This is a genomic window from Parendozoicomonas sp. 209JJ7-1, assembly GCF_058147085.1.
The window spans coordinates 125,604-152,438 of sequence record NZ_JBYVJU010000002.1; the positions used below are offsets into that span (position 1 = coordinate 125,604).

General features: G+C 48.8%; 21 protein-coding genes. 16 read left to right on the plus strand and 5 right to left on the minus strand.

All coding sequences use genetic code 11. The features are described 5' to 3' along the window. Positions 1-88 precede the first annotated feature (88 nt). Complete coding sequence (locus ACY2RQ_RS02555) at positions 89-1,105, minus strand: amino acid ABC transporter substrate-binding protein (RefSeq protein WP_490111386.1); 1,017 nt, start codon at positions 1,103-1,105, stop codon at positions 89-91. Positions 1,106-1,751: 646 nt separating this feature from the next. Between ACY2RQ_RS02555 and ACY2RQ_RS02560 the strand changes: the two genes are divergently transcribed. From ACY2RQ_RS02560 to ACY2RQ_RS02570, 3 genes are all read left to right on the plus strand, one after another. After that, positions 1,752-2,885, plus strand: a complete 1,134-nt coding sequence (locus tag ACY2RQ_RS02560; RefSeq protein WP_490111387.1) for a hypothetical protein — start codon at positions 1,752-1,754, stop codon at positions 2,883-2,885. 211 nt (positions 2,886-3,096) lie between these two features. Further along, the gene (locus tag ACY2RQ_RS02565) at positions 3,097-3,234 is read left to right on the plus strand and encodes a hypothetical protein (RefSeq protein ID WP_490111388.1); all 138 of its coding nucleotides are present in this window, start codon (positions 3,097-3,099) and stop codon (positions 3,232-3,234) included. Between the two features lie 147 nt (positions 3,235-3,381). Continuing rightward, positions 3,382-6,534 carry an inositol phosphate phosphatase SopB gene (locus tag ACY2RQ_RS02570; protein ID WP_490111389.1) on the plus strand — a complete coding sequence of 1,051 codons (3,153 nt, stop codon included), beginning with the start codon at positions 3,382-3,384 and terminating at the stop codon, positions 6,532-6,534. A 160-nt stretch (positions 6,535-6,694) separates the two neighbouring features. On the opposite strand, the gene ACY2RQ_RS02575 is transcribed toward ACY2RQ_RS02570, so the two are convergent. Beyond that, positions 6,695-7,279 (minus strand): YhgN family NAAT transporter, encoded by a 585-nt coding sequence (locus ACY2RQ_RS02575; protein WP_490111390.1) that lies wholly within the window; start codon positions 7,277-7,279, stop codon positions 6,695-6,697. Between the two features lie 302 nt (positions 7,280-7,581). Between ACY2RQ_RS02575 and ACY2RQ_RS02580 the strand changes: the two genes are divergently transcribed. The 7 genes from ACY2RQ_RS02580 to ACY2RQ_RS02610 all read left to right on the plus strand — a co-directional run bounded on the left by ACY2RQ_RS02580 (position 7,582) and on the right by ACY2RQ_RS02610 (position 15,990). Then, complete coding sequence (locus ACY2RQ_RS02580; RefSeq protein ID WP_490111391.1) at positions 7,582-9,492, plus strand: hypothetical protein; 1,911 nt, start codon at positions 7,582-7,584, stop codon at positions 9,490-9,492. Positions 9,493-9,597: 105 nt separating this feature from the next. Continuing rightward, complete coding sequence (locus ACY2RQ_RS02585) at positions 9,598-11,277, plus strand: hypothetical protein (protein ID WP_490111392.1); 1,680 nt, start codon at positions 9,598-9,600, stop codon at positions 11,275-11,277. A gap of 218 nt (positions 11,278-11,495) precedes the next feature. After that, entirely contained in the window at positions 11,496-12,617 is a 1,122-nt protein-coding gene (gene hppD, locus ACY2RQ_RS02590; protein ID WP_490111393.1) for a 4-hydroxyphenylpyruvate dioxygenase, read from the plus strand. Beyond that, on the plus strand, positions 12,614-13,444 hold the full coding sequence (gene phhA / locus ACY2RQ_RS02595) for a phenylalanine 4-monooxygenase (protein WP_490111394.1): 831 nt from the start codon (positions 12,614-12,616) through the stop codon (positions 13,442-13,444). The genes hppD and phhA overlap by 4 nt, the downstream gene beginning before the upstream one ends. A gap of 36 nt (positions 13,445-13,480) precedes the next feature. Further along, the gene (locus ACY2RQ_RS02600; protein ID WP_490111395.1) at positions 13,481-13,825 is read left to right on the plus strand and encodes a 4a-hydroxytetrahydrobiopterin dehydratase; all 345 of its coding nucleotides are present in this window, start codon (positions 13,481-13,483) and stop codon (positions 13,823-13,825) included. Positions 13,826-13,873: 48 nt separating this feature from the next. After that, a complete protein-coding gene (locus ACY2RQ_RS02605) occupies positions 13,874-15,016 on the plus strand; it encodes a homogentisate 1,2-dioxygenase (protein ID WP_490111396.1) in 1,143 nt (380 codons plus the stop codon). After that, on the plus strand, positions 15,013-15,990 hold the full coding sequence (locus ACY2RQ_RS02610; protein WP_490111397.1) for a fumarylacetoacetate hydrolase family protein: 978 nt from the start codon (positions 15,013-15,015) through the stop codon (positions 15,988-15,990). Before ACY2RQ_RS02605 ends, ACY2RQ_RS02610 begins: the two co-directional genes overlap by 4 nt. Here ACY2RQ_RS02610 and ACY2RQ_RS02615 read toward each other — a convergent pair. Next, positions 15,987-17,210: a hypothetical protein gene (locus ACY2RQ_RS02615; protein ID WP_490111398.1), complete on the minus strand. Its 1,224-nt coding sequence runs from the start codon at positions 17,208-17,210 to the stop codon at positions 15,987-15,989. The two genes, ACY2RQ_RS02610 and ACY2RQ_RS02615, sit on opposite strands and share 4 nt — an antisense overlap. 173 nt (positions 17,211-17,383) lie before the next feature. On the opposite strand from ACY2RQ_RS02615, the gene ACY2RQ_RS02620 reads away from it, so the two are divergent. From ACY2RQ_RS02620 to ACY2RQ_RS02630, 3 genes are all read left to right on the plus strand, one after another. Next, a complete protein-coding gene (locus ACY2RQ_RS02620) occupies positions 17,384-17,830 on the plus strand; it encodes a YaiI/YqxD family protein (RefSeq protein ID WP_490111399.1) in 447 nt (148 codons plus the stop codon). Between the two features lie 26 nt (positions 17,831-17,856). Then, positions 17,857-18,486: a maleylacetoacetate isomerase gene (gene maiA / locus ACY2RQ_RS02625; RefSeq protein WP_490111400.1), complete on the plus strand. Its 630-nt coding sequence runs from the start codon at positions 17,857-17,859 to the stop codon at positions 18,484-18,486. 205 nt (positions 18,487-18,691) lie between these two features. Beyond that, entirely contained in the window at positions 18,692-20,302 is a 1,611-nt protein-coding gene (locus ACY2RQ_RS02630; RefSeq protein WP_490111401.1) for an ankyrin repeat domain-containing protein, read from the plus strand. 8 nt (positions 20,303-20,310) lie between these two features. Here ACY2RQ_RS02630 and ACY2RQ_RS02635 read toward each other — a convergent pair whose 3' ends face one another. Continuing rightward, positions 20,311-20,838 carry a gamma carbonic anhydrase family protein gene (locus tag ACY2RQ_RS02635; RefSeq protein WP_490111402.1) on the minus strand — a complete coding sequence of 176 codons (528 nt, stop codon included), beginning with the start codon at positions 20,836-20,838 and terminating at the stop codon, positions 20,311-20,313. A gap of 153 nt (positions 20,839-20,991) precedes the next feature. On the opposite strand from ACY2RQ_RS02635, the gene prlC reads away from it, so the two are divergent. The 3 genes from prlC to ACY2RQ_RS02650 all read left to right on the plus strand — a co-directional run bounded on the left by prlC (position 20,992) and on the right by ACY2RQ_RS02650 (position 25,323). After that, the gene (prlC, locus tag ACY2RQ_RS02640) at positions 20,992-23,025 is read left to right on the plus strand and encodes an oligopeptidase A (protein WP_490111403.1); all 2,034 of its coding nucleotides are present in this window, start codon (positions 20,992-20,994) and stop codon (positions 23,023-23,025) included. Between the two features lie 4 nt (positions 23,026-23,029). Next, complete coding sequence (locus tag ACY2RQ_RS02645) at positions 23,030-23,269, plus strand: YheV family putative zinc ribbon protein (RefSeq protein ID WP_490111404.1); 240 nt, start codon at positions 23,030-23,032, stop codon at positions 23,267-23,269. A gap of 95 nt (positions 23,270-23,364) precedes the next feature. Continuing rightward, complete coding sequence (locus ACY2RQ_RS02650) at positions 23,365-25,323, plus strand: hypothetical protein (RefSeq protein WP_490111405.1); 1,959 nt, start codon at positions 23,365-23,367, stop codon at positions 25,321-25,323. A gap of 51 nt (positions 25,324-25,374) precedes the next feature. On the opposite strand, the gene ACY2RQ_RS02655 is transcribed toward ACY2RQ_RS02650, so the two are convergent. Beyond that, a complete protein-coding gene (locus tag ACY2RQ_RS02655; RefSeq protein ID WP_490111406.1) occupies positions 25,375-26,760 on the minus strand; it encodes an FAD-binding protein in 1,386 nt (461 codons plus the stop codon). Between the last annotated feature and the right edge of the window lie 75 nt (positions 26,761-26,835).

Consider the following 26,835-nt stretch of genomic DNA (forward strand, 5'->3'; position numbering starts at 1 on the left):
GCATACACCAGCCAGTCAGTGAATTTCTTAACATCAATGAAAAAAGCCCTCTGTTGCGGAGTTGCAACAGAGGGCTCTGGCTCAGTGTTTAACGGAAAGGAGGCGCGTAAACAATGCCACCATCTTTCCACAGCGCATTAATGCCACGCTGAATCAGCAGGGGAGATTTTTCGCCCACATTGCGCTCGAAAATCTCGTTGTAACTGCCAACCTGCTTAACAATCTGGTAAGCGAAGTCATCCTTCAGGGAGAGTGCCTTACCGCCGGGGCCAGACTTACCCACAAAGCGGGAAACAGCAGGGTCTTCACCCTTTATCTTGGAATCGATATTGGTGGACGTCAGACCCAGCTCTTCACCGTTCACCAGGGCATAGAGAGACCACTTGGCAATATTCAGCCACTGATCGTCACCCTGGCGAACAACGGGGCCGAGAGGCTCACGGGAGATAATTTCAGGAAGTACAACCGCAGACTCAGGCTTGGCCAGCTTGGTGCGCAGGGCATAAAGCTGGGACTGGTCAGAAGTCAGAACATCGCAGCGGCCGCTTTCAAAGCCCTGAACACTCTGGGCAGAGGTATCAAATACCACGGGCTGGAAGCTCATTTTGTTCTGGCGGAAGTAGTCGGCCAGGTTCAGTTCACTGGTGGTGCCGGCCTGGATGCAGACAGTGGCACCGTCCAGCTCCAGGGCACTGGAAATCTTCAGGTTCTTGTTCACCATAAAACCCTGGCCGTCGTAGTAGTTTACGCCGACGAAGTTCAGGCCCAGGGATGTATCACGGGTCTGGGTCCAGGTAGTGTTACGGGAAAGGATATCAATCTCACCGGACTGCAGAGCGGTGAAACGCTCTTTGGCTGTCAGGGGAACATATTTGACCTTGTTGGCATCGCCGAGAGTGGCGGCAGCAACGGCTCGGCAGACATCAACGTCAATGCCGGTCCAGTTACCTTTGTCATCGGGGCTGGAGAAACCGGGCAGGCCGGTACTTACGCCACACAGAAGTTGTCCGCGTTCTTTCACTGAATCGAGGGTTGCAGCATTGTTCATGCCAGACATGGCAGTCAGTGCCAAGGCAGCACCGACGAGTTTTATGGCTGTTTTCATTGTGCTCTTCTCTCTGCGATCGTTGTTATTATCGGTTTGTGTGTCTCTACTGCGTTGGGCAAGTTTCATGCCCGAAAACACTTTTTTATTTTTTCTTTATCAATACAGTGAGCCGCCTTGGCATCTGTTTCCATATAGCTGTATTGCGATCTTTATGGCCGTTGGGCCAGTCTGACCGGGCCGTAAAACTGCGCCCAGTATGAAAAGACAAAAAATAATGTAACAAGTTGACAGGTGACTGACCAAGTTTTTCTTGTGCTGAGTGTTCACCTTGCACCACCCAGGCTCCCGGGAGAGAGTCAGATCATCAAACTTGCGCTGGCAGTACCCCGGAATCCATTAAGAGCCAAAATTTAAACGGATTTGGAGGAAGATTGTTAGCAAGACTATCCCCTTCGTTATTCTGTCGAGAGAACCAGTTCTCTTCCTGGCTTTCTAAAGTTCCATTTGGGTCAAATCAGTCAGGAACAATATGTTGCAAGGGGTCGGATCATTACACAATAAGCATAAGAGATTAGAAGAGATTGATGTAAACACAGGTTTTGTTGCAACCGGCTCTGTGCAGAGAGTAGAAGCCACCAGTTATATACCTTCTGAAAAATCCGGTTCCGATGATACTGAGAAGCTGTTGGCCAGCTGGTCTTCAGTGACTGATGTTGAAAAAAAGCAGCAACAGCAGGTCAGCAGGTGTGTGAATGAGCTAAAAGCCTGTTTTCCACTCCTCCCTTATAATGAAACAGATAGCAGTCGCCAGCCCGGCAGCCATTTCTGGTACAGCAATGACTTCCAATTCGGCCGTGCATCTGACTTTATTTCCATGATCTTAGCAATGAGTCAGCAAGTTCCTGCAGATGCCATTCTGCCACGTGTTGCATTTCTTATCGGTGAAAGCTCCCTGCTGTCATGCCTGCCGGAGCTGGAAAGGCTTTGTGATATTGTGCTGTTGGTTGACTATGACCATATGCTACTGCACGCCCAGCTTAAACGGCTAGAACAAATTCAACAGTGCAAGACACTGGAGGATGAAGAGCCGTTCATGGCCGCAGTTCACGAATACATCGTCACTCATAGAGAAACAGAAGCGGGCTTGTTTAGACGATTGAAGCACTCATATTGTCACCGAAAATCAGATCTGGGCATGTACTGGCCATTTTCATCTGCCGAACGCTTATGTCAGGTACAGAAGGCATCCAGACAATTACAGTTCGTAGCGGTGCATATCAATATTTTTCGTGACGTGGACATGTGTCGCTTATCGAAAGTGCTGAGAGACAATAACGCCAGCATTCATCTGATGAATCTCACGAATGCTCTTGAATACTACGACGACTTTGATGACCCGCCCTCTGACATTCGAAGCCATATAACAGGCATTCCAAGGCCCTACAGGTTGGTCAGACAGCTTCCTATTGATGATAAAGCCCTGATTCACAGTTTTAAATTCCGTGGTAAAGCTTACGGCTCACTGGTTACCAGGGCCAGAGATCACTGGTACCAGTTAGATCGCAGAACCGAGATTAACCTTTCAGATGATTGTGGTCTGAAAGGTTCTTATGAAGAAAAGGTGTCATTATTAATAGACAAGTGTTGCTCAGGTAAATATGAGCTTTGCTCCAGCAGTTTGAAAGAGCTGTTATCTGTTGCCGATGACGATCAAAAAGCGGCGTTATCAAAACATTACTATGAGTTGTTCGATAAGGTTGAGAAGTCGTCTATCAATCAATCAAGAAAAGTCCTGATGGCGGGTTGGCTGGTTGAGACGATCTCTGGACGCAAATAATATTGGCTTTTAATGGAGGCTCTTTATGGACTCCGGGGGAGTTACCCAAACAGCACCTCCAGAAGCCCGGATACAGTGGGAATTTCTCTTATGAAGCCGGAGATTCGCCGGTTCCGGCGTCTTATTTACGAGCCTGGGGTACCTTGAGAGTGGTATTCTGATTCAGGATGAAGATCAGCTTCTGACTGGCGAGTTGACCCGGAAACGTGAGTTGATTCTGAAAAATTCCCCCCGCATCGTCAGTTATCGTCAGCTGGATAAGGACAGCAACTATCCGGATGAAGTGCAGCGCCTGTTGGGTCGGATTCGTCGGCTCAAGGCCCATATACTGACTCGCAAGATTATTTAACCTTCTCCGTTGCTTTCGTTAGAAATGCTTGCTGGCAGGTAAGCATTTCTAACCGCTTTTCGACTAAAGTCGGAATCAGTAAAACTGAACTTCTTTGTTATCTTTGTCTCCAACTCTCCGAGTCTATTCTGCATGGAGGCAGATTCTATGACCCCGAATCAGTGGATTGGCATAGGGCAATATACAACACGCTTTGTTGGAAATCTGGTGGATGCCGGGCGTGGAGCCCTGGGTCTGGCTGCCAGAGTTACTGCCAGAGCTGCATGCGGCGTTTGGCGTGTTTCCGTTGTGACTGTGAAGTCCCCGTTTCTGGCAATGAACAGCCATATTAACAGCGGGTTGAAAAATATTGCTCTTGCCTCCAGAAATGCTCAACCTGCCATGCCATCACAGCCAGTTTTACCACTTCCTTCGTTTGGCAAAAAGCCGTCGGTCGAAGAGTCTCCGACCAAAGAACCACTGACCACAGAGCTGCAATTTGTAGCAGAGCTTCCAGACTCAGATGCTGACGATTCTGACTCTTCAGATACCTACACCGAGCCAGAATGTGCCGGTGACTCAGAAACGACGGATATCTATACCGATCCAGAGTGCGCAAAGGGTTTTGTGGCTCAACCCTACATGTCTGTTCATCAACTGAATCTCGCACCACTGCCCACAAAACGGGATGTTGAAGAAAATGTTGCTGTTAAGCCTCAGTCCCGGATGCGGGCCAATACGCTGACACTCTCGGATACGGAGAAAAAGAATCTGGCCGTAGAGCTGAAAGTCTCAGAAGGCGATGTTGAGCAGGAGTTAGAATCGCTGAATAGCGATATGAACGGTGAAGGTGAGCTTTCTGAAAAGGGGTTGATGGAGCAAATAACGCATATGCGAGAAGCGGCAGCTGATCAGCAGGGTGAAAAAGGCCTTGATGATGAGCAGAGGCCGGAAGAGCTTGTTCGCAGCCTCCACCCCCATTTACTTGATATGCCTCACGCTGAAGATCAGAGTCCTACTGAATCATTACGCTTTATGGTTCAGCAGACCCGCAAGAAGGACAAGCGTCAGAAGAGGGGAATGGCAAAAGATCTTGATCCCTACATTCGAGGCAGCCGTATTCGTAAATTACTGGATCAGCACAAGAGTATCCCGGTCAGTGAATATGCGGAGATTGCCGCAGCACTGGCTCAACATCTTGATGGGCGCAAATACAAAAAGAGAGAGCTGGAAGCGCAATTCATGACATTTATAAAAACGTACCGCTCTCGCCCCCATCGCCTGGTTCCGGCGTTGGTGAGGTATATGGAGGAACAGGGTTCCAGCCGTTCACAGCCTGTAATTATGGATGATATTAACAAGCTGGATAATGTTGTGGATGTTTCCTACAGGAGTGTGATGACCCACTTTCTCCAGCTGTTCAGAGAGGTACATCATCTGGCACATGCCCCGATATTTGGCAGGACATCGGAGAGTTACTATCACCAGATCTGCGCAATGGAATCTATGCTCCGGCGGTTATCTATGGCGAAAAAACAATCCGTAGGTGTGCTTGGTTCGGTCATTAAGTCCGATCTTGGCACTATGGAGAACCTGCTGAAAATGAAGCTTGAGCAGGTTGAGTTGATTCAGAAGAATGATGAGCGCAAGTATTGTCATGTGCTAGCTCAGGCTGAGTCCTGGGAAGAGGATGCCAGAGCTGCTATTGAAGAACTTAAAGCCGAATATCAGAGTCAGATTGGTGGTGATGGAAAGATGAACCCAGTCCGAAAGGCTCTGCATGAGCGTTATACAAGGTACAAACTACAACGCTGTGATGAGGCGTTACTGGCGATTGATCGGGAAGCCGAGCACCTGAGAACGGTCCTGCAGACGAAACAGGATGCTTACCGTGAAGAGATTCAGAAGAATGAACAGCAGGACGCTGATTTTACGCGTCTGGATAACACCGATATACCCAATATGGTCGCAATGATTGATGCCCATGTCTCTGCACTGACCGACCTTGTGAAGGAGTTCAAAGGCGGTCAGCAATTGTTAAATGGGAAGGTGATTGCAAGGCTGGAAAAGACTGCCCCTCAAGGTATCAGCCATTATTACGTGCCGTTGATGGTTGATGGTGAGCTGCATAAGTTTCAGGTGAGTTTCACCCCGGCCAAAGATTTTATTCTGCCGGTAGACCTTGATGAAGGTCAGAAAATTTTTGATCCGGTTGGGCTCCATGGGCGTTTTCCCTGCTCAGCTAACCGTAATTCTGAAGACGCTCAAAACCTTGTGGTTGTTGAAGTGAAAGATGACCAGGGGCAGCTGGTTCGCAGGGAAGTGCGGGTCGGTACACTGGTGCCATATTTAATAGAAGATGACACTGAACGTGAAACTATCACCGAGAAGCGCTGTACCCAGGCTTTGACAATGATGGCAGCTGCAAACCATGATCTGTTGGGTGGTCTGGAAGATGCGTTGTTGGGCGATACAGGGGAAATGGAGCCTGTTGATTTACCCTTCTCTTATGTGTGCTATCTGTCGCCTGATAAAGCGCGAACCAAAACTCATCTACATGAAGATGAATATGAGATGGTGCGGCAGTCGAAGGCGATGCTGGATCGAATGGCGACAACGCCTCGAGAGTTAACTTTTGGTACTGGGGACGATGCCCGCGAAGTCACAGTTAATGTTAAACCCAAGATGTTTGTCTTCCCGGTTAATATGCTGGGCTTTAACGAGGCTCTGGCTACGGGGCTTCGCACCTTTACTCTTGCCGATGAAATCAATGATGAAGCCATGAGGGTACTGATCGGTGAAAAGAATAACGAGCAAGGCGAACCCGGTGGTGAAGTGGGCCTGTTCCTGGCATCTGATGCTGGTAAGACTCTGACCCGTGAGGCGCGTGAAGAGTTAACTGAGCTGTGTGATGAGTTGCGTAATGTGATTACCAACCGTCTTTATCATCATGCTGGAAAACGTCCTTTCTACCCTTCCTGGCTGGTGGAGCAGATCAGTATGCGCACCGGGCAGGGCCTGTTGAATGGCTGTAAAAGTGCCAAGGATCGCACCAATAATGCGAATAAATCCCATATCGTCGATAGCGGCATGGCCCACGCCAGGGCGATGAGGGGGCATGAAGGAACAGCCTGGCAACGGCTGGGGCTGGGTAAGTATTTGATTTCTCCGGAGGTGGCCAGGAATCAGACCGTTGCGCATGTCACCTGTGGCGCTCTCAGGCAGCAGTGGGCGAACTGTGGCAAAACCGGCTTCAAAGTTGATGACACTGCCCGGGGGGCGGTTGATGTGAATATTTACAAGGCGCTGGCGGTTGGCTGACCGGATATCATTTCTCAATGGCTACATCCAGACTGACAACCTAAATCGAATAGCTCCCTTTCTCCGACCGGCTTATGGCGGTACCGGCCGGGTGTCTTTTTTAGAGACAAATTCCAAAGGTTGCACGCTAGCAATGTTGCAATCTCATTGCGGGCAGCGTCTAGAAAAAATACTCCCGAATACCATCCAGCAGCATCTGCACAGACAGCATCACCAGAATCATCCCCATCAAACGTTCACAGGCCATCAGCCCGCGTTCTCCGAGTAGCTTGAACACTTTGGGAGCGCTGAGCAGGATGGCGGAGGACACGGCCCAGGCACCAACAGCCGCAATGGTCCACTCCATGGTCATATCCGGTTCCCGGTTGGCCAGTAGCATCAGGGAGGCCAGCAGCGAAGGGCCGGCAATCAGAGGGGTTGCCAGGGGAACAATAAAGGGTTCGTGCTGAAATTCATCGACATTGCCGTTTTTCGGCGTAGGGAAAATCATGCGAATAGCTATGATAAACAGGATAATGCCGCCGGAAATACTCACCGCTTCCGGTTTGAGGTGCATCACATCAAGAATGGTCTGACCGGCAAAAAGGAACACCATCATAATGCCCAGGGCGATCAGCAGCTCACGGGACAAAATCTTGAAATGGCGTTCAGTCGGTACTGGTTTGAGTATCGACATAAAGACCGGCAGGTTGCCGAGGGGGTCCATGATTAAAAACAGCGTCAGTGCTGCGCTCCAGATCTCCATACTTCAGAGTCCTTCATTTCCTGTTTTATTCTGCACCATGCTGGTGCTTGTTTGGTAGCGGTGCATTCTGCCTGAAATAAAAGTATTTGGGGAAATAATGGTCAGTCTTTCTGACCGTGCTGTTACAGAGGGAAATATCACGGTTATCCAGGATAAGAGACGATTGTTACTTCATCAAACCTTCGCAGCTGTCGTGAACCTTGTACTCTCTTCCCTGTCTGAACCTCTGGAATACCATCTTTGGTGATTTGTTATTCCGGCCCTGCCGGATTCAGGGAGTACCAGTTCTCAGGAGGAGGAGTATGAAGTGCCTTAATTCACACTGTTTTATTTGGTCTCTGCCAGTCAGTGCTGTTCTGGCGCTGATCTGGTTTTCCGGCTGTCTCTATGCCGCTTCGGAACAGACTATAGACAGGATCGTGGTTTCTGGCCACGGTGTTGAGCTTTATAACATAGATACTGGCAGGCAGATCTCTTTTTTCCTCACCTATAACCGGTTTTCCAAAGAAAAAAGAAACGCAGGTATCAGGATCACTGATGAATGGCGGGCGTACCGCCTGCCACGTTTGGAAGGCGAAACCGGTGGCACCTATCTCAAGGCGGGTGAGTCCCGTGAAAGCTGCGCGATTGAGGGCATGCCGGTAGAACTCCGGGACGGCACAATTTATATCGCCTGTGCCGGCGGGGTTCTGAACAGGCTGACACCAAATGGCTTTGGCAATTATCTGCACTCCTTCTGGATTCTGGATGGCTCCAGTACTGGTAAGGCTCTCGTCCCTCAGAAGAATATTCTCGAGTCCATGCTGATGGCTGTTGATGATGAGGAGTATGTTCCCCACGGATATGCCGGGAGAGTGAATTTCCTTGTGAACTTCGAGGAAAAGCGGGCTGTTTCCTATTCATACAGTGCTACAGAGTCCGTTCACGTATTCGATAGCGCTAACCGACCTTTCTATAATCTGCTGGTAGAGAGTGAGGTTGCAGGGTTTGAGGAATACAGATCAAAGATATTTGAAAAGCACAAATCAGGCGCAAGTATCAATAGAGCCATGAACCGGCTCAATCTTCAAAACCAGCCCGGAGCGGATAAAGAAGGATTCAAGATAAACGGACCGAATGGTTTGAGGAGTGTTCGTGATCTTTCCATTTCAAAAGATGGCCCATTAAAAGAAATTGCAAAGATGTACTGGAACCGGCATGACAGCTTTATTGAAAATGCCGAACAGGCCAGGGTTTATGCGGACCAGCTTATGCCCGGGCTTGGGAGTAAGTGGACCGATGAACTGCTTACCCATAAAGGGAAGTTCAAATTCAAACCTGAAAAACTGCCATTCTATAAAACCCGTATCACAAAAGTCCCGGGGGACAGTAACAGGCTGTTTATAACTGTTCTGGATTATGTTTATGTGCTGAATCACGAAAATGGAGAGATGATTCTTTACGGGAAGGTTAACGCTTCCCCCGGCCGGCATATTGATACAACAGGGCTGGTGGCTCTGGATGATACCACTGTCGTAATGGGCAATATGGGAGAGGGTTCGGACAGTAATAATCTGAGAACTTTGCACATTGTCGGAGTGAATGTTGGAGTGAATGTTGGAGTGAATGTTGGAGTGAAAAGTGATGCCGTAACAGAAAAGAACACAGTGTATGATGTGAGTATTATCGCTGACTCTACAGAGCGTCTGCTAAAAGAACTGGCAGCTCTCTGGAATGGTTCAGAAACGCCAAGGGTCAAGGCCATAGCCGGTTATACAGGCAGCAGCATACACCCCCAGAAAGCCTGTCAGAACAGCCGGGCAACATCACTCTTTATCCGCACCAAGCATGCTTCAAATGATATGGTTCAGGTTTGTATTTTCGAGGACAGGATGCAGACTGCTATTGGTCAGGCGAGAGCCTTGTCCCTGTCTGACCACCATAACCGGCAGTATCTTACAGCACTGCCTGATGCGTTGCTCAGGGCTCCGGAGGTGGAAGATATTCTTCGGGACACAATGCTCTGGAGTTTTGGTGGCGAAAAGGCATTCAAATCAGATTATATAAGTGCATACCAGCTGAATAAAACCAGTATTCAGAAACAGCAGGAGCCTGAGAAAGTTCTGCTGACCCTGCCCCGTTATCTTCGCTTTGGGGCTTATGGGCTGAACGGCATTTCAGTGCTTATGACTGAGAATCCCACACCCGTTACATCATTTGGAGATGAAAACTGACAGGGCTGTCAGGTGTTCTGTCTGTGTATCGAAGGACAAGGAACATAGCGGCTTTTTCACAACTCTTTATTAACAACGAAATATAAAGATATCAGGGAAGTCGTTATGCAGTCTTCGGTTCAATCACTCAATCCAGATATCCAGAACCTGAAAACATTTGTTGTTTCCGGACATGGTATTGATCTTCAGAACATTAATACAGGGCATCAGCTCTCATATTTTATGATTTATGAGGCTGATACACAGGAGTGGTTGACTTTTCATCTGCCACTGCTTGATGGTGGCGCGGAAGGTTCCCGCTATCTGGAAAAAGGAGAAACAAGGGAGAGCTGCCCCGTTGTTGGTAATCCAACTATACACCCCGACGGCACGATTTATATTGCTGCCGCTGGTGGCGTCGTGAACCGTCTGACGCCGGATGGTCAGGGGGGATATCACCACAATTATGCCATTCTCAACGGTGAAAGACCGCTTGCTGACTTTGCTTTTGTGAACAACACCCGTCCGGTTACGTTGATTGCCAGAGGGGATACTGTTGTTAATAACCCAACAGTTAAACGAATTGTGAATGGTCGAGAGGAAAATGCTCCATTTATCTCTGATATGGAGGAGTTCCAGCGCTCTTTACAAGAAGGCGCACAATTTCCAAAACATCACCTGTTCCTGAATCAAGGGATTATGACAGAGGAAGAACTCAAAACTTTCGGAGCAAAAGTGGTTAAGAATGGCATAAGCATTGGTGATGGTATGAAGAGGTTAGCGTCCAGAGTGGCAGAGCAGGATTCTTCTGGCCTACTGGAAACCATGATCTCCAAAGACGGCCCTATGAAAGAGGAAGCCAAGGTTTTGTGGAACCGGGATGGGAAGTTTATCAAAACCTGTGCAAAGCCTCTGGATGTTGCGGACAGTCTGATGCCTGGGCTTGGAGAACACTGGAAACACGCTGGGGTTACAAATCGGAAAGATAACGCATTCAAACCCGAAACTATGCCGCTGTTCAAAACCCGTGTAACACTTGTTCCTGAAGACAGCAGCCAGCTCGTGGTTGCGGTAATGGGCAGCCTTTATCGCATGGATCATCAGTCCGGCACTATGATCTGGATTGGTAAACTGCCACCGGAAGATCCCCGCCGTCAGGTAGACTGCACAGGTCTGGTAGCGCTGGATAAAAACACCTTTGTGATGGGCAATATGGCTGTGCAAGAGAAGAATACAGATGGTCCAAGAACATTAAAGGTAGTTGTCGACAGAGGATCATGCGTTGAACCCCTTGTCGCTGTAGATGAAGAAAAAACCACCGCTCTGCTGACCGCTCTTTCTGACGGTCCGTGGAAAGGCCAGAATTCCCCCCGGGTGAAAAGTGTGTTTGCTGGTCATACCTGTGAAGTAACTGGTGAAAAGCAGATGACACTTTATATCCGTACCAAACACAGCAACTGCGAACTGCTGCAGGTTGATGTTGATGTGAAAGATGGAACTCTTCAGGCATCAAATCCGCTGGCCCTGTCTTTGAAAGACCGCCACAACAATGAATTTTTCACGGTCGTTGGCAAAACCCTGTTGAATTCTCTTGAAACAGAAGATCTGAGCCGTACCTATCACGTATATCTGTATGGCCGGGTTGCGGAAGCAGTACCTGTGTTTGGCTCTTACATTGCGGGTAAACAGGGAAGCGGTCTGGTGAAGCAGGAATTGCAGCCCTTGTGCAAAGCGCCGGCGGTATTGATGCTTTCGGGTTTTGGGGCGGATGGTGTCTGCACATTAACCAGAACGGGGCTGGTCTAAGAGTCTAAAGGAAACCCGGGTACGTTTCCCCTGGGATATTGAACTGGGTTATACGATACCTCTGGTTTCTGGATAAGCCATTGCCGGATAAATAAACAAGACACCTATAAACACCTCCTTCCTGAGTCTCCAGCTCTATACTTTTTGTTGTGATATCAGTGAATCAACGCAGTTTGATCTCAGGATAAAGAACAAAAAGACAGGGCACGGAGGCTCTTATGAATACGCTGCTCAGTAAAAGAAAAGCGGCATTAATTACAGATAGCAACCCAATGGGAACAGATGGCTTCGAATTCGTGGAGTTTGCCGCCGCCGACCCACACGATCTGGAAGTGCTGTTTTCTTCCCTGGGCTTTAAAGCTGTCGCCAGACACCGTTCCCGAAACATTACTCTGTGGTGCCAGGGGGATATTAATTTTCTGATTAACGCTGAACGCAGCGGTTTCTGCTACGAGTTTATGAAAAGGCATGGTTCCTGCGCCTGTGCCATGGCTTTTCGTGTGGCTGATGCAAAACACACTATGGAGCGTGCGTTGAGTATGGGGGCCAGCCCGTTGCGTTCAGAAGCTGGGCCTATGGAACTCAATATTCCGGGCATTGAAGGTATTGGCGGAGCGCATATTTATTTTGTAGACAGGTACGATGACCGGGGTTCTATTTATGAAGTGGATTTTGAACCTCTGTCAGACACCGGATTCGAGCATAAAGGTTTCGGGCTGCAGCAACTGGATCACCTGACCCATAATGTGTACCGGGGCAATATGAATCGTTGGGCAGCATTTTATGAGCACTACTTTAATTTCAAACAGATTCGTTACTTTGATATTGAAGGCCAGCTTACCGGCCTGAAATCCCGTGCCATGACCAGCCCCTGTGGAAAAATCCGTATCCCCATAAATGAGTCTTCCGACGATAGCAGCCAGATCGAAGAGTTCCTGAAAGACTATAAAGGGGAAGGTATTCAGCATATTGCCATGTCCACAACGGATATACATCAAACTGTGGAGTCTCTGATGAACGCCGGTGTTCAGTTTATGACCCCTCCTCCAGCATCTTACTACGACATGCTTGATGAACGTCTCCCCGGCCATGGCCAGGATAAAAATGCATTGAAAACCCAGGGAATACTGCTGGATGGTGATGGTGAAGGTGGTTTGTTACTGCAGATATTTACAGGAACAGTGATAGGCCCGATATTCTTTGAAATAATCCAGCGCAAAGGAGATGAGGGTTTTGGTGAAGGTAATTTCAAAGCTCTGTTCGAAAGTATCGAGCGGGATCAGATCCAGCGGGGGGTGCTGTCTGAAAGCCACACAGGACAGGATAACCACGCCGCATGAACAGCTCAATGATTCATCAGACTAAAAATCTTAACAGCAAGTCAGGAAGTACTCCGTACACTGCACGTGAGGCCGGTGCGGATGGTATTATCCAGTATTCCCAGGAGGAGAATGACACCTGGGCAAAACTGATAGATAAACAAACCCAACTGCTTCCCGGTCGTGCCTGCCAGGAATATCTTGATGGCATTGATGCCCTGTCCCTTCCCCACGACCATATTCCTCAGCTCACGGACATCAATCGTGTTTTGAGCGAGGCGACGGGCTGGCAGGTGAAGCGGGTTCCGGCCCTTATCGACTTCGATCATTTTTTTGGTCTATTGGCGGAGAAAAAGTTTCCAGTGGCGACGTTTATCCGTACGCCGGAAGATATGGAATACCTGAAAGAGCCGGATATTTTCCATGAGATTTTTGGTCACTGTCCGCTGCTGACCAATCCTTCCTTTGCTGAATTTACCCACACTTACGGCAAACTTGGAGCTGAAGCAACTCATGAACAGCGGGTTTATCTGGCGCGGCTTTACTGGTTTACGGTGGAGTTCGGGTTGATAAAAACAGCTAACGGGCTACGTATTTATGGAGGAGGAATATTATCCAGCCCTAAGGAAACCTGGTGGAGCATAGACAGTGTGGCCCCCCGCCGGGAGGATTTTGATCCGGTGCTGGCCCTGAGAACCCCTTATCGCATCGATATTCTGCAACCCCTGTACTATGTGATTAAGAGTATGGATGTGCTTACGGAACTGAGTCGCAAGGACATAATGCTGATGGTGGCGGAGGCAAGGCAGACAGGTCTGCTGCCGCCGCTGTTCACAGCAGAGTTTTAATTTACAGCAGACTTTTAATGCATACAGGTAATGGCAATGTCTGATTTATCGGAATCAAAATGTGAAGCCTGCCGAGCGGATGCCCCAAAGGTGACAGAAGGGGAAATGGCAGAGCTGATGAGTATTGTGCCAGGGTGGAGTATTGAAAACCGGCACAACGTTCCCCAACTGGAAAAGGTTTTTACCTTCAGTAATTTTCGAGAAGCACTCGCGTTTACCAACTCAATCGGAGAGCTGGCAGAGGAGCAAGGCCATCACCCTGCCCTGCTGACGGAGTGGGGAAAAGTCACCGTTACCTGGTGGACCCATAAAATTAAAGGATTGCACCGCAACGATTTTATTATGGCGGCCAAAACCGATAAAACCGCAGAAGCCCTGTAGTTTTTCTTTTCACTCACTTCATCTTTCTGACATGGGATGTCATTCAATATGAATAAAAAGAACTGGCAGGGATTGCCGGTGCGTGAGGGGGAATGTTCCCGGCAGGCTCACTGTGACCTGCCCAAGGGAACTTATGAACGGGAACTTGGCAGGGAAGGTTTTTATGGCCCTGTGTCCCATATGCATCACCGTCATCCACCTACCGCCTGGGAAAAGTGGGAAGGCCCTCTGCGGCCCCACGCTTTTGACCTGAATAAACTTCATTCAGAAGCCATCAGCCCCTGGCTGGCTTCTCCCCTGCTCTATAACCGTGATGTGCGCCTGCGCTTCTGGACACTGGTTCAGGATATGGAATACCTGGTGCGGAACAGTGATGGTGATGAGCTGCTGTTTATTCATCAGGGCAGTGGTGAACTGTTCTGCGATTATGGGCATCTGTCGTTCAGGGAGGGGGATTACATTGTTATCCCCAGGGGAACAGCCTGGCGTCTGGAGATCAACCAAACCTGCACTATTCTGATGGTTGAAAATACAGACGGCATGCTGAGCCTCCCCGATAAAGGACTGGCAGGTTATAACGCCATCTTTGACCCGGCCTGCCTTGATCATCCTGCTGTTAATGACCGTTTCCTTGCCCAGCAGGATGAAAATACCTGGAAGATTTATGTAAAGCGTGCAGGGCATATCTCCGTATGCACTTATCCATTTAACCCTCTGGATGCTGTGGGCTGGCACGGCACAAACATGGTGTTACGGATAAACTGGCGGGATATTCGGCCGATGATGAGCCACCGTTATCATCTTCCGCCCTCTGCACATACAACATTTGTGGGAACCGGGTGTGTGATCTGCACTTTTGTTCCACGGCCCATAGAATCCGACCCAAACGCTCTTAAAGTGCCCTTCTTCCATAGCAATGATGATTACGATGAAGTGTTGTTTTACCACAAAGGCAATTTCTTCAGCCGTGATCATATCGAAGCGGGCATGATTACATTTCATCCCTGCGGTTTTCCCCACGGCCCCCACCCTAAAGCGTTGACCAGGAGCCAGAGCAAACCAAAGACCGAGACTGATGAGGTGGCCGTGATGATCGATTCCCGCCGCCCTCTGAAAATGGTCGATACCCTCTGGCCGGTGGAAGACTGCAAGTATGTTCACTCCTGGAAAACCAAAGGGAAGAAATCATGAAGCTGGCAAGCCTGAAGGGAGGCCGTGATGGCCAGCTAGTGGTGGTTTCCAGGGATTTGCAGCGCATGGTGGCAGCTTCCGATATTGCCGCAACCATGCAGCAGGCTCTGGATAACTGGAAAGCCGCCGCCTCTGCTCTGGATAAGGTTTATCAGCGACTGAACAAAGGTGATTATCCGGCGGCACAACCTTTTGATTCCCACAACTGTGCAGCTCCCCTGCCCCGGGCTTACCAATGGCTGGATGGCAGTGCTTATGTCAATCATGTGGAGCTGGTACGAAAAGCTCGTGGTGCTGAAATGCCTGAGTCTTTTTGGTCTGACCCACTGATGTACCAGGGCGGTTCAGATTGCATGTTAGGCCCCTGTGACAATATTCCTGTAGCCAGCACGAAATGGGGACTGGACTTTGAAGCCGAGGTGATTGTAATAACCGATGATGTGCCCATGGGGCTGGATGTTTCCAAGGCTGAACAGCATATTCTGCTGCTGGGGCTGGTGAATGATATTTCCCTGCGGAATCTGATCCCAGGGGAGCTGGCCAAAGGGTTTGGCTTTATGCAGAGCAAACCGGCATCAGCTTTTGCACCGGTGTTTGTAACACCTGATGAGCTGGGTGATGCATGGGGGGAAGGTATGCTGCATCGTCCTTTAACGGTTCATCGAAACAACGAACTGTTCGGTCAGCCCGATTGCGCGACAGATATGACCTTTAATTTCCACAAGCTTATTGAGCATGCTGCCGGAACACGTTTCCTGAGCGCAGGAAGCATTATTGGCTCAGGAACCATATCCAACAGTGACAGCTCTGTTGGTTCCTGTTGTATAGCGGAAAAGCGAATGCTTGAAGTGCTTGAGCATGGTGAAGCTCAAACATCTTTTATGGATATTGGTGAGCAGGTTCGAATAGAAATGTTTGACAAGCAAGGAGGGAGTATCTTTGGGGCAATTAATCAGCGGGTTGTGAAATATTAACGACGGCCCTTTTTCAGGCGTTTCGCTCGTTTCTGGCGCTTGGTTTTCCTGGCAGCCTGCTGGGCCACAGTTTCAACAGTATGGGAGATCTTGGTTTGGAACCAGACGGGGTCATCCTGTAGCAGGCTTTCAACGGACAAAGAGAGACGGGTGCCTGTTTTGCTCTGTGTTCTTTGGTCTTCTTCCTCCTGACTGACAGGGATCTCCTGATCTTTTTGGGCTTTACTCAGGGTTGCATAGGTCTTCGGCCAGTTAAAGCCGCTGAAGAAGGATGCAATATCCAGCCAGAGAAGCATTATCTGGACTCTGTTATAACAGCTTGCAGACTGCGATCTGGCATCCATCATGGCATAAAAATCCTGAGCAGCGGCTGGATTTTCAGCGTTTAATTTTGCCTTTAAGTACCTGCGGCCCAGAGCTCCCGGCTCAGTGGTTTTATATAAAGTAACCAGACTTCCACAGGCTTCCTGTGACTCGCAGTGATGCCACTGGGCTATCCAGTTATCCAAAGAGACATCAGGATGCTTCTTTGGAAAGTCGGCTTTAAGAGATATGCTTTTCCGTTTGAAATAATCTCCCATGTACTGATAATCAATAGCCGCTTTACAGTATTGTAAAAAGTGAACCCTGAGAATGGTTGCCTGTGGGCTTTTCCCGTTCAAAATTGCGACGCACCTTGCCTCACGCATTTTTTTGCTTTTATTGCCCCGTAAATAGATTTCCAGATTATCCGTGAACTTGAATTCATCGCTGGTTGCCCAGGGGGGACAAAAGTGGTTATCTCTGCTCGCTGCTTTAATATATGGTTTCAATGCGTTCTTTGTAGCTGGTTCAGAATCTGGCTCGGTATCAGATTCATGACCGGATTCTGGTCCAGGAGTGGGGGATGAGTCAGACTCGTGACTGGCTAATTTATAGGATTCAACCCATTGGGTAAGGGGCTGATACTTTTTCCAGTTAGGAGGCAGTTTTTCTTTCCCTTCGGGAATAAACACCGGTTTGATAGGCGTGGTTTCCCGAGAAAAGCGTGCCATTAAGTTTTCTAAATACTCTTCCAGAGGTTGCTGGGGGCTGGCAACGGATAACTCGCTGTCTGCGCTTGTGACAGACCACGGTCCGAACGCAGCTTCACTATCACAATAGCTTGTATCAGAAGAGGTTATATCAGAAGTAGAAACAACAGATGCTGGTGACACTGGTTGTTGAATGCTGGCAGCCATATATATCCTTACTTTCGATTTCTCGTGCCCGTAGATATTCACTGTTAGACACTTCCCTGTGTCTGGGGTTTTGACAGACCGGTTATAGGTGCTGACCATAACCCCCTGATGGCTGGTAAACTGAAGGCATTCACAGCATTACGCTTTACAGCCGCAAATTATGGATGGTTTTGATGAAAATATGGGTTGATGCCGATGCCTGCCCCAATGTAATAAAAGACATTCTGTTCAAAGCTTCCCAGAGAACAGAAATAGAGTTGATCCTGGTGGCGAACCAGTATCTGCGTACACCGTCCTCTTCCCTGATAACCGCCGTTCAGGTGCCCTCAGGGTTTGATGTAGCGGATAGTCATATTGTTCAGCAGTGTGAAGCGGGCGATCTGGTTATTACTGCAGATATCCCCCTGGCCGCTGAAGTGCTGCAGAAAGGTGTCCATGCCCTGAATCCCCGAGGTGAATTTTATGACCAGGAAAATATTCGACATCGCCTGGCCATGAGAAATTTTATGGAAGAAATGAGAAGTACCGGGCAGGTCAGCGGAGGTCCGCCACCTCTGGGGAACAGGGAAAAGATGGATTTTGCCAATGCGCTGGACAGGTTTCTGGCACAGAATAAATAAAACAATAGATTAAAGGGAGGTTGCCGGTGAAGTTCTACAGCTACTTTCGCTCTTCTGCGGCTTTTCGGGTAAGGATTGCTCTGAACCTGAAAGGCCTGACTCCCGGACAGATTCCTGTGAATTTACGGGAGGGGCGGCAGAATGACCCAGCGTATAAAGCTGTAAATCCTGTAGGATTGGTGCCGGCCATTACTGTTGATGATGGTGATTCCCTTGGGCAGTCCCTGGCCATAATTGAATGGCTGGATGAGCAATATCCCGAACCTCCGCTGTTACCGCCAGGCAGCTGGCAGAAAGCACAGGCACGGGCCATGGCCTACACCGTCGCCTGTGATATTCATCCTTTGAATAATCTGAGGGTGCTGGCCCGCCTGCGGGAAACCGCGAATCTCAGGGAGGATGATATTCAGAAGTGGTATCACTACTGGATTCACCAGGGCTTTCAAGCCATTGAGCAGCAGGTGGCAGCTGCCCCATTTTGCATGGGAGAGCAGCTGACTCTGGCGGATCTCTGTCTTATCCCGCAAATAAACAACGCTCGCCGTTTTCATGTGGATTTATCCCCTTATCCAAAACTGACACGTATCTGGGATCATTGTCTGACCCTGGATGCCGTTGTTAAAGCCATGCCTGACCAGCAGCCGGATAGTCCCTGATAAAAATAAAATGGGTGGCTATGGTTCTATGACAATCTATATTTGACCGGAATCTCTGGATTGGAAGCCACTTATGTCCAGTTTGTTATGTGGGTTTCGTGATCTCAAAAAAATGAAATGCCTGTGCCTGATGGGCTTTCTTTTGTTCTCTTTTGGTGTTTTTGGAAAAGGGCATCGCCTGGTAAAAATCTGCCGGGAAGGGAATATGGACGCGCTGAAAAAACATTTTTCTGCCCATGAGGGAGATGCCCTGTGGGATTCACTCACCGCTTATAGCAGTATTCATGTTTTCATGAAGGTGGAAAAGTACAAGACAAGCGGCTCCTTCAACTGCCTTATGCTTGCGGCTGCTGGTGGGCATCGTGAAGCAGTCATATTTCTTAAGGAGCAGGGAGCGGATCTTCAGAAAACAAACCTGGCCGGTATTAATGCTCTCCATCTTGCGGCCATGGAGGGACATCTGGAAATGGTGAAATACCTTCACGGTGAGGGGATCAACATCAATGCCAGAACGATCAGGGGAACCTCTGCCCTGATGTTGGCACTTGCCTGGAAGCATAAGAATGTAGCTGATTTCCTTATTGAAAAAGGGGCAGAGCTTAATGGCGTCTCTGAGAAGTATGGAACCCTTTTGCACCAGGCAGCGTCCTCTGGCTTCACTGATATTGTTGATGATCTTGTGAAGAAGGGGGCTATTGTCAATATCGGAAATAAAACGAATGCTACCCCTCTTCATCTGGCCGCATCCCATAACCACGGGGATACCGTCAGAAAGCTTTTGGAGCATGGTGCGGATATAGACGCAAGAAACGCCGAAGGGTTGACTCCGCTGATGATTGCTTCCAGAAAAGGGAATCTGGATATTGTCAAAGTATTAAAAGAAAAAAACGCCAACATTTCGTTGACAACACCTGATCATGAAACAGCGCTGATTTTGGCGTGCTTGAGAACGCATACAGGTGTTGTAAAAGAATTGTTAAAAGATGCCCCTCAGGAACTTTTGGGTAATCTTGGCTTAGACAGGGCTCTGGAAATAGCGACCGTGAGAAAAGATGGTGAGTTGATAAAAACCCTTGTTCAAGCAGGAGCGGATGTAAACAAACCGGATAAGCGTGGTTATCAACCTTTGCAAAGGGCTGCAAGCAGGGGACATCTTGACACGGTTAAAGCGCTGGTTGAGCTTAATGCCGAATTAAATGGGCAGCAATACCCAAGCCCGGTTTACTGGGCAGTCTGGGCCGGACATGTTGATGTTGTAGAATTTCTGCTGTCTAAAGGGGCTTTGGCAGAGCCAGGTAACGAAAAGAGCGGGGGCACGCCTCTCCATAGAGCGGTAAAAACCATTTACCCTAAACGGGCTGGAAGCGTTCAGACCGACACCCAGCTGGCTGAGTTACTGATTAAGCACGGAGCCGATATCAATCGATATGATCCAGATACAGGAAAAACCCCTGTCCATATAGCGGCGTCAATGGGTAAATATGACCTTGTAGAAAAGCTGCTTGAGTTGGGTGCGAATCCTGAAATTTCCCAGAAAAATGCGTGGTTTTTTAAAACCCCCCTTGAAAGCGCAATGTTGCGCATGCACGGGAGAACAACAGGTGCCTTGCTTCATCACTCAACATCAAAACTATCCGGAAGACTCACCAACCCTGCTGATTTGATGACTAGTCTGATGGCCTTAATGGTTGAGATGAAAATCACGACTCGTGAACCAGGCCCAAGGAGGAGTAAAGCCCAGAGCCAGGTTCATCCAGGTGATTTGGAAATGAAAAATGTTCCTCCCCACGTGCTGGCACCAGCTACCAAAATATAATAAACAGTTTACTCCTGATGCTTGTTTTTCAAGCGGACGTAGTTATCAGCGGAATAGCGGAAAAAGTCTCGCTCTTTGTCGGTTAATGGGCGGGATTTTTTCGCAGGATTGCCCTTATAGAGATAACCACTCTCCAGAGTCATACGCGGAGGTACCATAGCTCCGGCCGCAACCAGTACTTCAGACTCAATCACCGCGCCATCCAGTACAATAGCGCCAATGCCAATGAGTACCCGGTCATGGACTGTACAGCCATGTAGGCAGGCGTTATGACCAATGGTGACATCATTGCCAATATGCAAAGGCCAGCCATCGGGATTGTAAGGACTGGCATGGGTAATATGAAGAACCGCGCCATCCTGGACGCTGGTACGTTCGCCAATACGGATTTTGTGCATATCGCCACGGATAACAGCGCAGGGCCACACAGAACTCTCTTCTCCGATGGCCACATTACCCAGAACCACGGCTGACGCATCAACAAAAACACTGCTGTGAATATCAGGGGTTTTCCCCTGGTAGCTACGTACTGACATGACACCCTCGTGCGTTATTCTAAAAACTAGAGGCTACCACAAGTCACCTCTTAAGATGCCGGGCATTAAACCTTGAAATGCGCTCTTGAAATGAACTGGAGTTGCCTCCATTGAAGTCGATAATAAGCCGACAAAACTGAAGGGTGTCGAACAATGAGCAATCCTCTGCTGGACCAGAATACACTGCCTCCGTTTTCCCGGATCAAAGCGGAACATGTCGGCCCTGCCATCGATGAATTACTGAAAGCCTCCAAAGACGGTATTAAAGGATTACTGTCCGAAGGAAAGACCTACACCTGGGCCAACCTTCAGGAATCGATGGATGATCTGGATGATCGCCTGAGTCAGGCCTGGTCCCCGGTCTCCCATATGAACGCAGTGGTCAACAATGATGAACTGCGGGATGCCTACAACGGCTGTCTGCCCAAACTGTCGGAATTTTCCTCCTGGGTTGGCCAGAACAAAGGGTTGTTTGAAGCTTATAAACAGATTTCTGAAAGCGATGAATTCAAAACCCTGAACGAAGCTCAGTGCAAGGTGATTGAAAATGCTCTGCGGGACTTCCATCTTGCGGGTGTAGATCTGCCGGAAGAAAAGCAGAAACGCTTTGTGGAGCTGAGCATGAAGCTTTCTGAGCTGACCAGCAGTTTCTCTGACAGTGTGCTGGATGCCACCATGGCCTGGACCAAGCTGGTCACTGACGAAGCCGAGCTGAAAGGACTGCCGGAAAGCGCCCTGGCTGGCGCAAAGCAATTGGCTGAAAGCAAGGGCCATGAGGAAGGCTGGCTGCTGAACCTGGATTTCCCCTGCTACTTCCCGGTTATGACCTACTGCGAAAATCGTGCTCTGCGGGAAGAGATGTACACCGCTTATGTGACCCGTGCTTCTGAGCAAGGCCCCAACGCCGGTGAGTTTGATAACAGCGAAGCCATGAAAGAGATTATGGCGGCCAGAGCCGAGCTGGCTTCCCTGCTGGACTTCGATACTTATGCGGATTACTCCCTCGCCACCAAGATGGCCACATCTCCGGTAGAGGTTCTGAGCTTCCTGGAAGACCTGGCCGCACGCAGTAAGCCCCAGGCTGAGAAAGAGCTGGCTGGACTGAAAGCCTATGCCAAGGAAGAGTTTGGCGCGGAAGAACTGTCCGCCTGGGACTACGGCTTTTATGGGGAGAAGCTGCGTCAGCAGCGCTATTCCATCAGCCAGGAAGAACTGCGTCCCTGGTTCCCGGCCAACAAGGTGATTGATGGTATGTTTGCCACGGTTGGCCGTCTGTACGGCATTACCTTTAAAACCTGCGAAGGTATTGATACCTGGCATAACGATGTTCAGTTCTTTGATATATGCCATGGCGATGAGGTGATCGGGCGTTTCTATCTGGATTTATATGCCCGTGAGCATAAGCGTGGCGGTGCCTGGATGGCGGATTGTCACAGTCGTCGCAAGATTGATGATTCTGTGCAGACGCCGGTCGCTTTTCTGACCTGCAATTTCACTCCCCCCGTTGGTGATAAGCCTGCCCTGCTAACCCACGATGAAGTGGTTACCATGTTCCATGAGTTTGGTCATGGCCTGCACCATATGTTGACCAAAGTTGATTGCTCCGGTGTGTCCGGTATCAGTGGTGTGCCCTGGGATGCGGTTGAACTGCCCAGCCAGTTTATGGAGAACTGGTGCTGGGAGAAGGAAGCCCTGGCTTTAATCTCCGGGCATTTTGAAACCGGTGAACCCCTGCCGGAAGAAAAGCTGGAAAAGATGCTGGCGGCCAAGAACTTTCAGTCCGCCATGATGCTGGTGCGGCAGCTGGAGTTTGCCCTGTTTGATTTCAGGCTCCATCACGGCTGGAAAGAAAGCACAGATATTCAAACTGTGCTGGATGACGTGCGCAGCCAGGTGTCTGTGGTGATTCCTCCTGCCTTTAACCGCTTCCAGAACAGCTTTTCCCATATCTTTGCCGGTGGTTATGCGGCGGGTTATTACAGCTATCTGTGGGCGGAAGTGCTGTCTGCGGATGCATTCTCCAAATTTGAGGAAGACGGTATTTTCAACCGTGAAACTGGCGAGTCATTCCTCAATGAGGTACTGGAACGGGGTGGTTCCCGTGAGCCAATGGATATGTTTGTCGCTTTTCGTGGCCGTAAGCCGGAAATTGATGCACTCTTACGCCACAAAGGCATAAATGGGTGAATCAATGAAAAAGCGTTTTATTGCCGGTGCAGTTTGCCCGAAGTGTGCCGCAATGGACCGGCTGGTTATGTTTAAAGACCATGGTGTCACCATCCGTGAATGTGTTGAGTGTGGGTTCAGCGATCATCAGGTTGCAGAAGATGCATCTGAAGAGCTGGTCACACGGGTAAATCAGGTTCCGTCACTAGAACCTGAAGCTGTTGACGCGAATGATGATATTCAACCGATAAAAATCCTTCACTGATGTTATGAGAGGCTCTTGTTATGAAGAGTCTCTGTCTGTAAGCGTTCCTGCCAATATCGACTAATCTCCTTTTGCCTGGAAGGAGATTGGTCACGATGCATTACACTATCCGCACTGGATATTTTTTTCTCGGATTACCGCTGCTTTGCTGGAGTTTATCCACGCCAGCTATGAATGGTGGTGGCAACGCCTCTAAACCATCTACAGGTACAATCGCGCTCCCGGAAGTTATAGCGCCTGCCGGTAATCAGTATGGCTCACCCCCTCCGACTCCAGGTGATGAAGTTGTTGTTCTGGAAGATCAGTGCAGCACTGCAAAACAGGAGGGGCGGAAAGAATCTCCGAAGATTGTTATCAAAGGGGGAAAAGAATCAGCGCCTCATAAGACGGATGCTGATGAAGAAAAAGCTCTGATTGAAATTTTGGTGGGAGATAGTTCTCCTTCGTCATTTTCCTCAAGTGAGTCTGGCGAAGAAGTACAACCGGTAGATGCTGCTGGTGTGGAAGTTCCTTCAGAGCAACACGCTGACTTTAAGGAATATGTTGTTAGGGAAGATGTGGGTAGTGCGGGAACGCCTCCTCCAGGTCTATACACCCGTTTTTGGGACTATGTTAAGGATCAGTTGATACCAGCCGGGAGTGATAGCTTCTCAGTTTCCGTTCCATGGGATATGGAGTGCAGCTGCGAGGTAACTGTATTTGCCTGGGATGCCGATGAGCAGGTTTTTTCCGCAGAACAGATTCTTAGCGATAATGCCCATGTGATTTACCAGCGTGACAGGAATGAGGTCACAATAGAGTTGAAAAATCTAAATCAAGCCGGCATGAACGCTATCCTGCGGGTGGAAATTGCTGAAAAGCCTGATAAATATCAGCCCCGGCGTTTCAAATCTTTCCATGTCCTGAGAATGGAGTCGGACATTATTAAGGAGCTTTCACTTTACACTCTGAATATAGGTACCGATGGGGAGAAAAAAGACTTTACTGCTCGGGTGAATACACATCTGTCCCACATAATGTCCAGGGCGATAAGCCACAAGCCTGGTAATGTCATGGTTGTAGTGACAGACCCAAAGAATTATTACCTGCCTATCATGTTGCCGGATGGCGTTATTAGCCTGTCATTGTCTGATATTAAGGATGGGAGTCCTTTTGAAGATCTTCTGGAAGAGCTGAAACAAGCAGACAAAGCAACCGCTGCGCAGGATTTTGAGAAAGATCTGACAATGTTAAAAAGCCGGTCATCGGAAGGCTATGTGGAGAGTGCGCAATATATCCCGGTTTCTGCTGATGCCCCCCTGGGAAACCCACAGGCAAGTCATGATGTTTTATTGGATGTTAATGAGTTACATGCAGATGTTGGAAAAATGAATGCCCGTATGTCTGCGCCTTACTATCTTCAGGTGCATTCATGGACAGATGAGAATGGGTTTGGAGAAGCTTCCAGAGTGGTGTCGTTGTTTCCCTATGCAACAAATCGGGCTCAAATGGGTAGCAGAATAGCTGCGCCTGGTTTCTCTTTATTGCGGTATATACCGATTTCACACTTCCCTTCGGATTCAAAAGGATTTTATAAACTGGTCTGGGTTAATGATAAAAACAAGGTGGTCAGAAAAAATAATGTGTTGATGCTGAACCATGAATCCCTGAGAGGTAAAGAAATTGCCCTTGTTGATATGGATAGCTTTTTTGCCTCATCGTCGCGGTCAAATGATTTTGGTCACTGGCTAAATACGTTGCATGAAAAAATACCTGAAGAAGATATAACTGTTTTTGTGGGTGGAACTCCTGAGAAAGGGGAAAAAATAAGAGATGTCTTTAAATCAGGAATCGTTCTCCATGTGACAAAAGGTGAAGGGCGTTATGACAAGTTGAGTATTGAATGCTGGCAGTATGTCGGAAATAAAAAGGTCTATGCCTTTACCCAGAAAAGTGCGGTAGAAAGAAAGCTTAACCTGAAAAATCTCCCGGTAGAACAGGTTGGAATTGAAAGAAAAAGGGGAGTTCCTCAGACAAGAGGGAAATATTTAAGGCTCTCAACGAGGTCGTGGTAAGTGTAGTTGTCAGAGTTGGAGATGAGTCGGAGCTGTGAGGGTCAGAGGCAATTATCTTCCCGGCCCATAAGTCTTATATAGCTGACTGGTCAGGATGTTTCGGGGGTCCCATATCTTTTTGGTTTCAATAAGAGCGCGAAACTCAGGATAACTTCTGTAAAACTGATCCCTGCGAGCGTAAAGGGCGTAAGGTAGATAATACCGACCGTTCAGGTCGAGAACCTGATCTATCAGTTCCTGGGTAGCTTTAGCCATATTTCTGTCCGCTTCCCTGGTATCAGTATGGTTAATAAACAGCACTACGGCAAAACGGTCTTCCGGGGCGTAGGGAATCAGGGTATCTCTGTCGGCATTGACCCAGCGAATTGTGGCGTTAAGCAGAGTGAAGGTCTTGTGGGCAGCAACCCACCGCCTGAGAGTGGCAACAAACCTTTCAAGGTTCGCTGGCGGAATAAAGTACTCCTGAAGAATATCTTTTGAGCCTGCGACCTTATTGCTCAGGATGGATAGGCTTTCCCCCATAACCTGATTGCGGGACATACGCCCCTCCCGCTCAAAAAGGTAATACTCAAAGGTTGTCCGGGCAACCCTGGCGATCCAGCTGGATTTAAGAAGATTGATCAGGCTGGCATCTGCAATGGCCGGTTTGGGCAATTGGTTAGCTGGAGGAGCCAGTTCACCGGTATTCCAGTAGCTCACTGCAACAACATTGTAAAAACGATACAGAGGGTTGATAGAGAGTCGAGCGGAATGCAGAGACAGGTTTTTATTGTTTCTTAATCCATCAAGAAAATATCTTTTATAATTCTCCGTGGGTATAAGCCGGGTACGTTTCTGCAGCATATTGTCCGGAACAATCTTCAGGGTGACTTCAGTAATAATGCCAATCAGGCCATAACCTCCAAGAACCGCACGGAACAGGTCTGGGTTTTTCGTTCGGCTGGCATGAACATACTGCCCGCTTGTGAGCAGAACCCGCAGGGATTCCACCGATTGTGCCACCGGGTTCCAGTGAACATCCTGGCCATGGGCATTTACCGCGAGGGAGCCACCTATGGAGAAATCGTTATAAGACTGCATAGCGGAAACCGCCAGCCTATAGGGGGCGAGGTGCTGCTGCAGCCGTTTCCAGGTCATACCTGTTTGAACCGTGACCAGCTTTTTTTCGATATCCAGGGTGACCAGTTGATTCATTTCCCCAGTAGAAATCTGAATGGAATTGTCCGCACAGGTTTGATTTCCCTGGCTGTAACCAGCTCCTAACAGGCTGATATTCATATGGTTTTTTCGGGCATGTTCGAGAAGACGCTCAAGCTCGTAGGGGTGGTCCGGGGATACGGTTCTGGCTGGAGTGCAGGCCTCTGATCCGGCGCAGAGAAATACCAGAAAAAGAGCTGTCAAAGCGCTTTGCTGGTAACGGAGCGGGAATCGGGACATGGGAGATTCTCCTGTCGTGACTCTTAGACAGTGTACTTTCCTCAAAGGTTCAACCGTTATGGAGCCTGTCCACTT